Genomic DNA, 14,157 nt, shown 5'->3' with positions numbered 1-14,157 from the left:
TGATCCCCGTTGTAGGAGCTGGGCTTGGCCAGCGAAGGCTCAGCCTCAAGCCTTGCAACGCCAATGCAGACGCCTTCGCCAGCAAGCCGGCTCCTACACAGGGGTTTGGCGTTAACCAACATTCACCTGTACGCAGGTGATCCCTGTAGGCGCTGGCTTGCCAGCGAAGGCGGCCTCAAGCCTTGCAGCGCCCATGAAGACGCCTTCGCCAGCAAGCCGGCGCCGACAAAAGCAGTCCCCCATTTGTTTGAAGCAGCAACAAAAACACGAGGATTTCCCCATGGCTAACATCGGATTTATCGGCACCGGCATCATGGGCCTGCCCATGGCGCAAAACCTGGTCAAGGCCGGCCACCAGCTGTTCCTTTCCAGCCACCACGGCACCCCGCCCACAGCACTCACCGACACCGGTGCCCAGGTGTTGGCGAACCCCTGTGAAGTGGCGCGACAAGCTGAGTTCATCATTGTCATGGTGCCGGACACGCCCTATGTCGAAGCGGTGCTGTTCGGCAAGGATGGCGTCGCTGAAGGCACCGGCCCGGACAACGTAGTGATCGACATGAGCTCGATTTCCCCGTCAGCCACCAAGGCATTCGCGGAAAAAATCGTCGCCACCGGCGCGCGTTACCTGGATGCACCGGTCTCCGGCGGCGAGGTCGGTGCGAAGGCTGGCACCCTGAGCATCATGGTCGGCGGCGATCAGGCCGTGTTCGACCGCGCCTTGCCGCTGCTGCAATGCATGGGCAAGAACATCACGCGGGTCGGTGGCAATGGCGACGGTCAGACCGCCAAAGTGGCGAACCAGATCATCGTCGCTGAACATCCAGGCGGTGGCCGAAGCCCTGTTGTTCGCTGCGAAAAACGGGGCCGACCCGGCCAAGGTCCGTGAGGCGCTGATGGGCGGTTTTGCGTCGTCGAAGATTCTCGAAGTCCATGGCGAACGCATGATCAAGGGCACATTCGATCCGGGGTTCCGCATCGCCCTGCACCAGAAGGACCTGAACCTGGCGCTGGAAGGCGCCCGCGAGTTGCACCTCAACCTGCCCAATACCGCCAACGCCCAGCAGGTGTTCAGCACGTGCGCGGCCCTGGGCGGCAGCCAATGGGACCACTCGGCCTTGATCAAGGGGCTGGAACACATGGCCGGTTTTTCCATCCGCGACGCCAAGGGCTGAAGCTTTCGACAGGCAAAAAAATCCCGCCGTACTGGCGGGATTTTCTTGTCGGGTCCGTTACTCCGGACGGCGCACGTATTGGCGATAGACCGGCTGCCAGAAATGCTGCTCGATGGCCGCCGACAAGGCCTGCTCGGACAACGGCGCGGCAACGCTGTCGCGCTGTGCCGCCATGCCGACCGCGAAGGCGATGCGCTTGCTCACCGCCTGGACTTCACGCAACGGCGGCAGCATCTGCCCGGCGCCGGCGCTCTCGGCCAACGCCTGGGCAGAGGCCATGAGCATGCCGTCAGTGATACGGGTGGCCTTGCTGGCAATCGCCCCCAGGCCGATGCCGGGGAAGATGTAGGAGTTGTTGCACTGGGCAATGGGATAGGTCTTGCCGGCCAGTTCGATCGGCAGAAACGGACTGCCGGTGGCCACCAGCGCCTGCCCGCCGGTCCATTGCAGGATGTCCTTGGGGTGCGCCTCGATCTGCGAGGTCGGGTTGGACAGCGGCATGATGATCGGTTGCGCACAATGCGCATGCATGGTCTCGACGATCTGCTGGGTAAACAGACCGGATTTGCCCGAAACACCGATCAACACCGTGGGTTTGGCGTTGCTCACCACTTCCTGCAGCGACGGCCAGTCGGCGCTGAAATCCCACTGCGCCAGCGACTCGCTGGTGTGTGCCAGGCGTTGCTGGAAATCGTAGAGATCGGGCTGGCGATCGGTCAGCAGCCCCTTGCTGTTAAGCAAGTACACCCGACTGCGAGCCTGGGCCTCGCTCAAGCCTTCCAGCTGCATGGCGGCGATGATCTGTTCGGCAATCCCGCAGCCGGCCGATCCGGCGCCGACAAACGCCACGGTCTGTTCGGACAGGCGCTGCCCCTTGACCTTGCACGCCGCGAGCAAGGTGCCCACGGTCACGGCGGCGGTGCCCTGGATGTCATCGTTGAAGCAGCACAGTTGATCGCGATAACGCGCCAGCAACGGCATGGCATTGGTCAGGGCAAAGTCTTCGAATTGCAGGATCGCTTCCGGCCAGCGGCGCTGGACACCTTCGACAAACGCTTGCAGGAACCGGTCATAGTCCGCCCCGCGAACGCGTTGTTCCCGACGGCCGAAGTACAGGGGGTCGGCCAGTAGCGCCGGATTGTTGGTGCCCACATCCAGCACCACCGGCAAGGTGTAGGCCGGGCTGATGCCGCCACAGGCCGTGTACAACGACAGCTTGCCGATGGGAATGCCCATGCCGCCGACACCCTGGTCACCAAGCCCTAGGATGCGCTCGCAATCACTGACGACGATGACCTTCACATGGTCCTTGGTCACATTGTTGAGGATCTCGTCGATGCGATCCTGATCGGCAATGCTGATGAACAACCCGCGATGGCTGCGGTAGATGCGGGAGAATTCCTGGCAGACCTTACCGACGGTGGGCGTGTAGATAATCGGCAGCATTTCGTCGAGATGGTCATCGACCACGCGATAGAACAGGGTCTCGTTGGAATCCTGGATCGAACGCAACAGGATGTGCTTGTCCAGGTCGGTGCCGCAGGCCTGGTACTGCTGGTAGGCCCGCGCGGCCTGCTGCTCGATGGTCTCGACCTGTTGCGGCAGCAACCCTCGCAGATGCAAGGCATCACGCTCTTGCTCGCTGAAAGCGGTGCCCTTGTTCAGCAGCGGCGTGCCCAACAAGGCAGGGCCGGCGAAAGGAACTTGTACGGCTCGATCGATAGGCTTACTCATCTCAACCTCCTGTGCTTTTGTATTTTGAATTCAATATACACAGATGAATTCGGATGCCAAGTACCGGGAGAACTGCGTGTCCATTTTGCGGCAATTTCTGGTCGCTCTTCCTGACCCTTCCAGTATCGGCTCAGCCGATTCAACCCTGCGATTTATCGATTTGTGCTGGGGTCCGCGGACCGCGAGCATGGGGTCACTTCAAACAACAAAAACAAAGGACCCACCATGACTGCCCGATTCCATAACCCCGTTGATACCCGTTTCGGCTGGGGCAGCCTGCAAGAACTCGCCTCTATCACCGAGCACCAGACCGTGGCCCTCGTGACCTTTCCCGAAGCGCGCGCACTGGGGTTGGTGGATCGCATCCAGGACCTGCTCGGCGACCGCCTGGTCTACGTGATCGAGGATGTCCAGCCTAACCCGGATGTGGCGCAACTGCGCGGTACCTATGAACGCTTCTGGCAAGAGGCCGGCGACTGCCACACGGTCATCGCCGTGGGCGGCGGCAGCGCCATCGATACTGCCAAGGCGTTGATCGTCGGCACCGAGTCGGGCCGCTTCGATGAATTGCTCGCGCTGCTGGCAACGGGCAAGCCCTTCATTCCGGCGCATAGCAAGGTACTGATCGCGGCCCCCACCACCGCGGGGACCGGCAGCGAAGTCACCCCTTGGGCCACGATCTGGGACTCCGCCAACCATAAGAAATACTCCCTGCACCTGGACTGCACCTGGCCCAAGGTGGCCATCGTCGACCCTGAACTGATGCTGACGGTGCCGGGCGGCGTCACCGTTTCCACCGGCCTGGATGCCCTGTCCCATGCCCTGGAGTCGGTGTGGAACATCAATGCCAATCCAGTCTCGGACACCTTCGCCGTCTCCGCCATTGCCGACATCCTGGAATGCCTGCCGCTGCTGCGCCAGGACCTGTCCAGCAAGGAACTGCGCTCGCGCATGGCATTGGCCGCGCTCAAGGCCGGGCTGGCGTTCTCCAATACCAAGACCGCACTGGCCCATTCCATCTCCTATGAAATGACCCTGCACTACGGCCTGCCCCATGGCATCGCCTGCTCCTTCACCTTGCCGCTGGTACTGGGCCTTGCCTGGGGCCATGACCAGGCACGGGACCGGACGCTGCAAAGCATCTTCGGCCATGACCTGCCCAAAGCCCAGGCCCGGTTGCGCGACTTTTTGCACAGCCTGGACGTGAAGACCGAATTCGCCGACTACGGCGTCACGGCCAAGGAAGCCGAAGCGATGATCGGTTTCGCCCTGCAAGGCGCACGGGGCAAGAACTTCATCGGCTCACAAGCCGCCTGACGCCTGCCCGAACCCAGCACTGCCGGCGGCGTGACGGGCCGCGGCGATTGCCTGCTGCACCCACATAAGCGTGCACCCTCCGACGCCCATCGGAGGGACCGAAAAATAATAAGGAAAAGATCATGAATCGTGCCCAAACCATGCCCGGTCTCGCAGTCTCCACCTCCTCGTTTCGCGTCGCCCAGTGGCGCATGCTGCTGGCAGCCATGTTCTGTTATCTGTTTTTCTACACCGGTCGGCAGACGTTCGGTTTCGCCATCCCGGGCATCCAGGCAGAGTTTGGCCTGAGCAAGGAAACCCTCGGCTGGATCTCGGCCGCCATGCTGTGGGCCTACGCCATCGGCCAGGCCATCAACGGCAACCTCGCCGACAAGTTCGGCGGCCGTCGCATCATGACCCTCGGCGCCGTGCTGTCCTGCGCCGCCAACTGGATGACCAGCTTCGCCAGCGGTTTGGCCAGCCTGATCCTGCCGTGGGGCATCAACGGATACTTCCAGGCCCTGGGTTGGGCGCCAGGCAGCCGACTGATCTCCAACTGGTGGAGCGCCGGCGAGCGCGGCAAGGTCTATGGCTTTTATGTGTTCGCCGCCGGTTGCGCCTCTGTCCTGTCCTACGTGACCTCGATCGTGGTGCTGGAGGTGCTGCAACTGGAGTGGCGCTGGATCTTCCGTTTGCCGGTGCTGCTGATGTTGGCGGGCGGCATCATTTTCTACCTGGTGGCCCGTGAACGCCCACAGGACTTGGGCTTCGAACCGCTCGCCGATACGGGCGTGGCCAACGCCGACGACAAAGCGCACGAAGTGGCACAGGGTGAAGTCGAGACCTCCGCGCAACGCTACAAGGCCGTCCTGAAGAACTTCCGCCTGATCATCGCCGCGGTGTCCCTGGGATTCCAGAACGCGGCGCGTTATGGCTTGATCGTCTGGGTGCCGGTGCACTTTCTGGGGGCCGACTGGAAAAGCGGCGACAGCATGCTCGATCCGAAATGGATCACCGTCGCCCTGCCAGTCGGCATGGCCATCGGCGCCCTCAGCAACGGCTGGATCTCGGACAAGCTGTTCGGCTCCAAACGCTACCTGGCGATCATGCTCTACATGGTCCTCGGTGCCGGCACCAGCCTGTGGATGTGGACCCTTGCGCCTCACAGCGCGACTGGCCTGGTGGCGTTGTTCCTGTGCGGTTTCTTCGTCTACGGCCCCGCCTCCAGCTTCTGGGCGCTGTGCCCGGACCTGGTCGGCGCCAAGCGCGCCGGCACCGCGACCGGGGTGATGAATTTCTCCTCCTACCTGTTCGCCGGCCTGGCGGAACCGCTGATCGGCAGTATGCTCGACACTACCGGCAATACCTCGCTGATCTTCATCGTGGTCACCACAGCGTGCCTGTGCAGCGCGACGGTGGCGCTGTTCATCAGGCGCTGATGGCTCGACAAACGACGGCTCAGGCACAAGAACAGGATCTTTTATGTACCAGTACCACAAGTGGCTGCGGTCCTTTCATGCGGTGGCGAAGACGGGCAGTTTCACCCTCGCCGCCGAGTACCTGAGCATCGGGCAGCCGACCGTCAGTGAGCAGGTCAACGCCCTGGAGAAGAAGTTCTCGGTGGAACTCTTCCACCGCCGCGGCCGCTTCATCGAGATGAGTTCGGCAGGACACAAGCTGTATGCGATCACCCAGGGCCTGTTCGGCCAAGAGGACGAAGCCGTGCAACTTCTGCAAAGTTTCAAGCAACGCAAGACCGGCATGCTGCGATTGGGCGCGGTGTCTCCGCCCATCGCGATGAACCTCACGTACGAGCTGATGCAGCGCCATCCGGACATCGAACTGGAAACCTCGTTTTCGCCGGAAAAAGAGACCCTGGACCGGCTGTTCAACTTCGACATCGACGTGGCGATCCTGGCCCTCTCCGAATTCGACCAGCGCTTCGATACCCAACTTTACCGGCGCTATCCGATCATTGCCGTGGTGCGCGACGACCATCCCTGGGCCCGGCAGAAAGAGGTGCACGTGGAGCAGATCAGCGACGAAAAATGGGTCATGCGCGAGAAAAGCTCACGCACCCGCCAACTGGTGGAAGAGAGCTGCAAGCGCCTCGATGTCGACCTGAACTGCGTCATGCAGTTGAACAGTCGTGAAGCCATCGTGCATGCCATCGCCAAGGGCATCGGCATCGGTTTCGTCTCGGCCGTCGAGTACGCGGAAACCCCGGGCACCAAGCCGATCACCTTCGTCAACCATCCGTTTTCGATCGATTACCACCTGTGCTGCCTGGGTATTCGCAGGAACCGGCCGATGATCGCGGAGTTGTTCGACTCAAGCCCGATACCGGCCACCTGATTGCGTAACGCGTTCGACCCTCAATAGGCTGACCTCCTGGAGACACGAAGGACGGCCTGCCCTTAGCCAAAAAAAATGGAGATTCATCATGCAGTATCAACAACCCACCCATCTGCAAGCCGTGGTCCTGGACTGGGCCGGCACCGTCGTCGATTTCGGCTCCTTCGCCCCCACCCAAATTTTCGTCGAGGCCTTCGCCGAGTTCGGCGTTGCCGTTTCGCTGGAGGAAGCCCGGGGCCCCATGGGCATGGGCAAGTGGGACCATATCCGCACGTTATGCAACCAGCCACAGATCGCCGAACGCTACCGTGCGGCCTTTGACCGCCTGCCGACCGATGACGATGTCACCGCGCTCTACGAGCGTTTCATGCCCCTGCAGATCGAGAAGATCGCCCTGCACTCGGCGCTGATTCCCGGCGCCCTGGACGCCATCGCGGCCTTGCGCGACAAAGGCCTGAAAATCGGTTCCTGCTCGGGTTACCCGGCCGTGGTCATGGCAAAAGTGGTCGAGCTGGCGCGCCGCAATGGCTACGTCGCCGACCACGTGGTCGCCACCGACGAAGTGCCCAATGGTCGCCCCTACCCGGCCCAGGCCTTGGCCAACGTGATTGCTGGGCATCAGCGACGTTGCCGCGTGTGTGAAGGTCGACGACACCTGGCCAGGCATTCTCGAAGGCCGCAGCGCCGGGATGTGGACGGTCGCACTGACCTGCTCCGGCAACGCGCTGGGCTTGACCTACGAGCAGTTCAAGGCCCTGTCTGCCGACAAGCTGGCCGCAGAACGGGCGCGCATCATCAAGATGTTCGAAGCCTCGCGCCCGCACTACCTGATCGACACCATCGTCGAGTTGCCGGCCGTGATCGAAGACATCAACGCCCGCCTGGCGCGCGGAGAAACCCCACAGGGTTCCTGACCGCAATACCCCCCGGTTATCGGGGTTGGACATAACTTTATGTCCAACAAGATCCCTGTAGGAGCAAGCTTGCTCGCGATGGACGTGAACGATGACGCTTGCTACCTGAATCCCCGCGGCGCCCTCCGGTTTTTCGCGAGCAAGCTCGCTCCTACAGGACCACGAAACTCAGTAGCCGCGCACCAACATCGCCTCCAGCGCCCCCTCCAACACCGACAACCCAATCTCCGGCCCATCACCGCAACGCGCAGTCCGGCGAGCACAATCGATAACCACCCTCACCCCTGTCCCCATCCGATCCCCTGGATACTTGCGCAGCATGACCTCAAGCGACGTCGCGCTCAGCCAGGTGTCACGATCCAATGACCAGCGACGATCTGCAAATTTGAACAGGCAGGTATCCTGCTCGGTATCAATGATGTGCGGCAAATACACCCAGTGACTATTGCCTGCCTCCCAAACCGCTGCCTCAACACGATAACGCCCCCCGGGAGACAGCGACAAAATTTCAATTTCATCCATAAACAATCCTCAAACACGGTCCGCTGCAGGAGCAAGCTTGCTCGCGATGGACGTCAACGATAACGCGTACTGTCTGGATGTACCCGGCGCCTGTTAGTTTTTCGCGAGCAAGCTCGCTCCTACAACGAAAAAAGGCGACGCAACGAAAAAAGGCGACGGATTTATTTTTCCATTGGAATCTGGAAATTCGACAGGCAGCAATCGGCAAAAAGCAGTCGTTTGGCGCCGGACGCTGTCTTAGCAGCGAGTAGGCCAAGGGGGAAACCATGACAACGCACACATTAACCATTGAAGACTTGCAGTTGAACGTTTCAATCCGCGGCCAAGGCTCACCGCTGCTCTTGCTCAACGGCCTGGGTGGTTTGATCCGTACCTTCGATCCGCTGCGCGATGAACTGGTGGACTACAGGACCATCACGCTGGACGTGCCCGGGGTTGGAAAATCGCAAACGCCCCGCTGGCCGATGCGTCTGCCGCGCCATGCCGACCTGATCGCTAAGATGCTCAAGCAATTGGGAATCGACCAGATCGATGTGTTCGGCCTCAGTTGGGGCGGGGCGTTGGCGCAAGAATTCGCCCTGCGTCATCCGAGCATGGTGCGCCGGCTGATTCTCGCGGCGACCTCGGCCGGCCCGGCGATGCTGGTGAAGCCCGCCGACATCCTGGATTTTTTTGCCCGGAGCAAAAGCGCCAGACTGCACAAGCAGGAAGGCTCGCGCAACTCGATACAGACGCTGCTGCGCTTCGGTAGGGTGAACGGCATGCTCACGGTCAACCCGCTAACCTATTACCACCAGCTCACCGCCTTGGTCGGCTGGACCAGCCTGCTGCGGCTGTTCCGTCTGCGCCAGCGCACGCTGATCCTCGCCGGCGATCGCGACACCCTGGTGAGGTTGTACAACGCGCACGTCCTGCGCCGCGCCATTCGCCGTGCCGAACTGCACGTCCTGCAGGGCGAGGGGCATTTTTTCGTGGTGACCAGCCCCAGGCGAACCGCCGAAGCGATACGCGAATTCCTCTGCAGTAGCACGGCGGTGAAGAGCCCGCGCCGAACAGCCTGAGGAAGCTAGGGCGTAAAGCCCTAGCAGACAGCAGATGTCACTTTTTCTTTTTCGCCGGCTTTTCTGCCTTCTCTGACTTCTTGGCCTTTTCTGGCTTGCTATCAGCTTTTTTTGCAGATTTCTTTGGTTCGGCATCTTTTTTCTTGTCTTTCTTTTCGGAAGATTTCGAAAGAGCCGAGGCCGCAGCTGATTTCTTTGCCGCTGATGACTTTTTGTCTTTCAAGTCCTTGCTGGATTTCGAAGCGTCACCTTTGCTTTTCTTCTCGTCTTTAGCCACGTTGCCCACCTCTCGGAGTATGCCGGTATTGGCAAATTGCCTGTGGGATTATCCACAGGATGATCATTAGGCGAGCGCGTCTAAAAGCGGTTCAAATTTTTTGAAGCGTCGAGATTGGCTTTGGGTGATGCCCGATAGGCACCGGGGGCTGGACGGCTTGAATAGGTCATCAGCTACGGCTCGGGATCGCGAGCTCCGTAATTTCCTTCAGTAGCTCTGGCTGCCCATACCAAGACTCTGGCTTGGTGGTCGAGCATGACCCTTGATTTCGGGCACACTTGCAGGATCATTCAGGGAATCACTAAAAGGAATTACGATGCGATCGTTCAGCCGCAAGCTAGTCATGCTGTGTTTGGCCTTCTCGGTTCAAGGCGTTGCAGCGGTTCAGGCAGCAACGGAGCCGCCGACCAGTGAGGCAAGTACTCCCCAGAGGATTTCCGTGCTCGCGGGCAAACTGACTTACACATTGCCGCAAGGTTACGTCGAGCGCGATTTGCCTGAGCTTGACGCGCAGGCCAGAGCCAGAGGCATGACGGGCACGATGTACGTCAACGCCGCGCAAAAACGCATGGTGGTGGTGACCGAGACCCCGGTGCCGGAAGGATCGTTTGAGGGGGATAACGATGAGGAGTTTCTGCTGGGATTGGCAAACGGCACCATCAGCAAGCATGAAAGCGGCTACCAGGACTTCAGGATTCTGCGTGAGAAAGAGGTGGTCAAGAACAACGGTCTTGGCATTCTCGAGATTGATGCCTACGGCACACTGGGCAACGATCAGCTTCTCAACACCACGCTATTGGCGGCCTCTGGAAGGACGGCCGCTTATATTCACTTGATCTCACCGCGCGACACTCGCAAGACCCATATTGCATTGATCAAGGCGATCATTGGTGAATGACCGGACCCGTCGCTCTTGCCCACTCGTTAACCCTCACGACGCAACAATATGGGATGGCTGAAAGGGGAGCGTTGTCGGAGACCACCTGCTTTTCCGACGCACAACCTGTCCTTTAGGAATTACTCGTTAATCTTTCACCCATTGCAGCCGATGCCCCTAACTTAGGGCATAGGAGCAATACAGATGAGAAACAACCAACCGGTTACGCAGCGCGAGGTTGCCCTTGGACCTCAACAAAAACTCATCTCGACAACGGATGCACGAGGCGTCATCACGTATTGCAATGACGCCTTCGTTGATATCAGCGGTTTCAACAAGTCCGACCTGATCGGCGCGCCTCAAAACATCGTTCGTCACCCCGACGTCCCCTCCGCGATCTTTGCCCATATGTGGGGCGCGCTCAAGCTTGGCAAGCCGTGGATGGGCATCGTCAAGAACCGCGCCAAAAACGGCGACCACTACTGGGTCAACGCCTACGTCACGCCGATTTTCGATGGTCGTGAGGTGGTTGGCTATGAATCGGTCAGGGTCAAGCCGACGGCCGAGCAGATCCGCCGCGCCGAAGCCCTCTATAAACGCATCAGTCTTGGAAAATCAGCCGTCCCGGGCAGCGATCAATGGCAACCTGCCCTACTCGCCTGGTTGCCTGTTGTGACGGTCGGATTGGCGGGAACGCTGGGCGGCATGTTCCTCAGCGCGCCTGTGGCTTTCATTCTGGCTGTCGGGGTTTCGATTCCCATCGGGTTGCTTGCGGCCCGCAGGCAAAACCGAGGGGCGCTGCATCTGCTGGAATTGGCTGAGGCCTCTACCTCCGATTCGTTGCTGGCCAAAATGTACAGCGATGAACGCGGTTCTCAGGCGCGCCTTGAAACGGCGTTTGTCAGTCAAGCGTCTCGGCTCAAGACCTGCCTCACTCGGCTGCAAGACACGGCAGAGCAACTGACCAGTCTGGCTGGCAGATCCGATGGCCTCGCCGCCGATAGCTCCCGTGGACTGGACCGCCAACGGGTCGAGACCGAGCAGGTGTCGGCCGCAGTCAATCAAATGGCGGCCACCACGCAGGAGGTTGCCAGCCACGTCCAGCGCACTGCCGACGCCACTCAAGAAGCCAATGTGCTGACCGGACGTGGACGCGAGGTGGCGCGGGACACTCGAGAAGCCATTCAGCGCCTCTCCGTCGTGGTGGGCGAGACAGGGCTGACGGTGGCGCAGCTGGCCAAGGACAGCAATGAAATCGGGACGGTGGTGGATGTCATCAAAGGCATTGCCGATCAAACCAACCTGCTCGCGCTGAACGCCGCCATCGAAGCCGCGCGCGCGGGCGACATGGGTCGAGGCTTCGCGGTCGTCGCTGATGAAGTGCGTCAGCTGGCACAGCGCACGACTCAGTCCACGATCCAGATCCATAACCTGATATCCAAGTTGCAGGTCTCATCCAGCAACGCGGTTAAAACCATGGAAAGCGGCCATCGACAGGCTGAAGAAGGCGTGGCGTGGGTGCTTGAGGCAGATAAGGCATTAGTCGGCATCAGTGAGGCCGTCGCGAACATCACGGACATGACCACCCAGATTGCCGCTGCGACCGAAGAGCAAACCGCCGTGGCTGAGGAAATCAGCCGCAATATCACGACCATTGCCAATCTGGCGGACCAGACATCTGAACAAGCCAGGCATTCGGCAGAGCTGAGCAAGGAATTGACCCAGACCGCTAAAACCCAGTATTCATTGGTCGAGCGGTTTAACCGATAACCCATCAATTTTCTTGAAAAAAGCCCGCTCCTGCGGGCTTTAAGTTTTGGGCAAATCGATACCAAGCCCCAATCCCCCGGACTGCGGTTAAAATACCCGAGGCTCACTTCCCAGAGGATGACAAGACATGCCCCCGCACGACACCTCCCTGCAAGACAGCGCCGCGCCGGAAGGCGTGTGTTACGGCTGCGGCAGCAGCAACCCGCACGGGCTGCACATCAAGAGCTTCTGGCATGAGGACGGCGTGCACGTCATGGCCGAGCATGTGCCCGAAGCCAAGTACTGCGGCTGGCCGGACCTGGTCTACGGCGGGTTCATCGCAATGCTGGTCGACTGCCACTCGAACTGGACGGCGATGGCCTATCACTACCGGCAGGAACAGCGCGCGGCCGACAGCCTTCCGCGCATCAACTGCGTCACCGGCAACCTTGGCATCAAGTTCATCAAGCCGACTCCCATGGGCGTGCCGCTGACGTTGCGGGCGAAGGTCGAGGGTGAAGTCGGACGCAAGACCCGGGTGATCTGCGAGGTGTATGCGGGGGACCTGCTGACCGCGGTTGGCGACTCGGTTTTCGTTCGGGTCGATACCGGGCAGTTGGCCGATGCGGCTCACGGGCGCTAGCCGGCTATAACGACTCGGCTTTGTCCATGAACAGTCCTCGAACGCGGCTTCAGGGCCGAACCTGTGCAAACCTCTATGGCCTGGTCGAGCGCTTTATCAGTGCCAAAATGCTCGATCAAAGGCGCGCCCACGTATTCGACGATTCGCTGGGCAGTGAGCTACTTGTCCACACTCGTCTTGATCGCTCGCGTTTGCCGCCCTGAGCTTACTCTTGCCTGACAATATCGACCGGCAATCGTTGCTCTGTTCTCAAGCCAGTGCGTGGTGTTCCTGTCCTCGGGCCAACCCACTACCGGCCCGTAGTCCGTGGCGACTCCATTTCGATGATCAGTGATCGTGCCTTGCAGTATGTAGACGGTACCGGGCCTGTCTATATGGTTGTGAATCGGCCCGAAGACGCCTCCAGGCTCGATGGTCACCCTGCGCATTCTAAGTTGGCGCCCTGCCATGCCTTCGATCTCGGGACCAAGGTCAATCGTTGCAAGTAACTTGACTGCAACACCTTTGGTTTCGGGTGCGACCGGTTCGTTGCTCATGGTGCTCTCCTCTGCGTACGTATAGGGCCTGAGTAGAAGTAGACCCCCTAAACGGTCTGAGCAGTCGAGAGGCGACCAAGGGACACCGAGTTCCTAGCTCTTCATCGCTTCCTTCAGTGCGATAGAAAGGAACTCCCGGAGTGCCGAAACATTGCTCTGCAATGCTGGCTTGGTCCTCCACACCAGGCCTACATCCATTGACGGGATCTTGTCAGCAAGCACCCGCCGAACTATCCGCTGTCCTTCCAGCGACCAAGGGCGATAGACCAGATCAGACAGGATTGCTACGCCACGCCCAGCCGCGACCAAACTGCGCACGGCCTCTATTGAACAACTCTGGAGTCTGACTTTAGGAGCCAGCCCGTACTGATCCCAGTATTTCCTGACAGTATCGATGTGCTCGTCCATATCCAGCAAGATGTAGTCATGCAGGGCCACATCGGCTAGCCCCACCCTATCTGCCAGCATGAGCGGATGCTCCGGATGTCCCCAAAGTTGCCTCGAGGACTTAAGCAGTGTTTCGCAAGCAACATGGCCTCGCTCGGGCAGGTTCGAGGCTAACAGGAGGGCTAAATCCAGGTCGCCATCCAGTACGAGGCGCTCGATATCTTGCCGCTGATGCTCTACCACCCTCAAATCCAGGTTCGGGAACTTCTGCTCGATGATCGGTAGAAGCGAAGGAAGCACATACGCCGTGATTGTCTCAGTGACACCGATACGCACTGTACCGGTGATAAGTACTGGTTCGACTGAAGCAGCAGCTACCGCGTCCTTCACGGCGGCCTCAATGAGCTGCGCATGCCGTAAAAATCTAATGCCAGCCTCGGTCAGACGTACTCCGCTCGAGTGACGGGAAAACAGGGATGCCCCCACTACCTCTTCAAGGCCTTTGAGCGAAGCGGTAATTGATGATTGCGTCACATGACAGCGTTGGGCAGCTCTGGAGATCTGTCCCGTGTCCGCGATCGCCACAAAATACTGGAGTTGCTTAAGGGTAGGAAGCATCGTTTTTTCCAAT

12 protein-coding genes and 3 pseudogenes are annotated in these 14,157 nt (G+C 59.9%); 10 read left to right on the top strand and 5 right to left on the bottom strand.

What is annotated here, in order from left to right; translation table 11 throughout:
- Positions 1-280: 280 nt before the first annotated feature.
- Positions 281-1,175, top strand: a pseudogene (locus tag BZ163_RS07735) (2-hydroxy-3-oxopropionate reductase).
- Positions 1,176-1,232: 57 nt separating this feature from the next.
- Here the strand turns inward: BZ163_RS07735 and BZ163_RS07730 are convergent.
- Positions 1,233-2,909, bottom strand: a complete 1,677-nt coding sequence (locus tag BZ163_RS07730) for an NAD-dependent malic enzyme (protein WP_128870437.1) — start codon at positions 2,907-2,909, stop codon at positions 1,233-1,235.
- Between the two features lie 225 nt (positions 2,910-3,134).
- On the opposite strand from BZ163_RS07730, the gene psrA reads away from it, so the two are divergent.
- From psrA to BZ163_RS35480, 5 genes and pseudogenes are all read left to right on the top strand, one after another.
- Complete coding sequence (psrA, locus tag BZ163_RS07725) at positions 3,135-4,226, top strand: iron-containing alcohol dehydrogenase PsrA (RefSeq protein ID WP_128870436.1); 1,092 nt, start codon at positions 3,135-3,137, stop codon at positions 4,224-4,226.
- Between the two features lie 122 nt (positions 4,227-4,348).
- Positions 4,349-5,644: an MFS transporter gene (locus BZ163_RS07720; protein ID WP_128870435.1), complete on the top strand. Its 1,296-nt coding sequence runs from the start codon at positions 4,349-4,351 to the stop codon at positions 5,642-5,644.
- 43 nt (positions 5,645-5,687) lie between these two features.
- Positions 5,688-6,560 (top strand): LysR substrate-binding domain-containing protein, encoded by an 873-nt coding sequence (locus tag BZ163_RS07715; protein WP_128870434.1) that lies wholly within the window; start codon positions 5,688-5,690, stop codon positions 6,558-6,560.
- An 88-nt stretch (positions 6,561-6,648) separates the two neighbouring features.
- Positions 6,649-7,474 (top strand): annotated as a pseudogene (gene phnX, locus BZ163_RS07710) (phosphonoacetaldehyde hydrolase).
- A 39-nt stretch (positions 7,475-7,513) separates the two neighbouring features.
- Positions 7,514-7,630 (top strand): annotated as a pseudogene (locus BZ163_RS35480) (outer membrane lipoprotein carrier protein LolA); the annotation flags it as partial.
- A gap of 12 nt (positions 7,631-7,642) precedes the next feature.
- Here BZ163_RS35480 and BZ163_RS07700 read toward each other — a convergent pair.
- On the bottom strand, positions 7,643-7,996 hold the full coding sequence (locus BZ163_RS07700) for a hypothetical protein (RefSeq protein WP_128870433.1): 354 nt from the start codon (positions 7,994-7,996) through the stop codon (positions 7,643-7,645).
- Positions 7,997-8,262: 266 nt separating this feature from the next.
- Here BZ163_RS07700 and BZ163_RS07695 point away from each other — a divergent pair, with 266 nt between their 5' ends.
- Positions 8,263-9,057, top strand: coding sequence for an alpha/beta fold hydrolase (locus BZ163_RS07695; RefSeq protein WP_128870432.1), 795 nt, complete (start codon positions 8,263-8,265; stop codon positions 9,055-9,057).
- Positions 9,058-9,094: 37 nt separating this feature from the next.
- Here the strand turns inward: BZ163_RS07695 and BZ163_RS07690 are convergent, their stop codons facing one another.
- A complete protein-coding gene (locus BZ163_RS07690) occupies positions 9,095-9,334 on the bottom strand; it encodes a hypothetical protein (RefSeq protein WP_256578966.1) in 240 nt (79 codons plus the stop codon).
- A 316-nt stretch (positions 9,335-9,650) separates the two neighbouring features.
- Between BZ163_RS07690 and BZ163_RS07685 the strand changes: the two genes are divergently transcribed.
- The 3 genes from BZ163_RS07685 to BZ163_RS07675 all read left to right on the top strand — a co-directional run bounded on the left by BZ163_RS07685 (position 9,651) and on the right by BZ163_RS07675 (position 12,603).
- A complete protein-coding gene (locus BZ163_RS07685) occupies positions 9,651-10,232 on the top strand; it encodes a polyribonucleotide nucleotidyltransferase (protein ID WP_128870430.1) in 582 nt (193 codons plus the stop codon).
- 243 nt (positions 10,233-10,475) lie between these two features.
- Positions 10,476-11,981, top strand: coding sequence for a methyl-accepting chemotaxis protein (locus BZ163_RS07680; RefSeq protein WP_371916792.1), 1,506 nt, complete (start codon positions 10,476-10,478; stop codon positions 11,979-11,981).
- Positions 11,982-12,108: 127 nt separating this feature from the next.
- Positions 12,109-12,603, top strand: a complete 495-nt coding sequence (locus BZ163_RS07675; RefSeq protein WP_128870428.1) for a PaaI family thioesterase — start codon at positions 12,109-12,111, stop codon at positions 12,601-12,603.
- Positions 12,604-12,761: 158 nt separating this feature from the next.
- Here the strand turns inward: BZ163_RS07675 and BZ163_RS07670 are convergent, their stop codons facing one another.
- Together BZ163_RS07670 and BZ163_RS07665 are read right to left on the bottom strand one after the other, a co-directional pair.
- A complete protein-coding gene (locus BZ163_RS07670) occupies positions 12,762-13,139 on the bottom strand; it encodes a cupin (RefSeq protein ID WP_256578965.1) in 378 nt (125 codons plus the stop codon).
- Between the two features lie 93 nt (positions 13,140-13,232).
- Positions 13,233-14,144 (bottom strand): LysR family transcriptional regulator, encoded by a 912-nt coding sequence (locus BZ163_RS07665; protein ID WP_128870427.1) that lies wholly within the window; start codon positions 14,142-14,144, stop codon positions 13,233-13,235.
- Positions 14,145-14,157: the final 13 nt, after the last annotated feature.

The organism is Pseudomonas sp. VI4.1, from assembly GCF_002029345.1.
GTDB lineage: Bacteria > Pseudomonadota > Gammaproteobacteria > Pseudomonadales > Pseudomonadaceae > Aquipseudomonas.
Note: the sequence above shows the minus strand (reverse complement) of the source record. Positions and strands in the feature narration are given on the sequence as shown.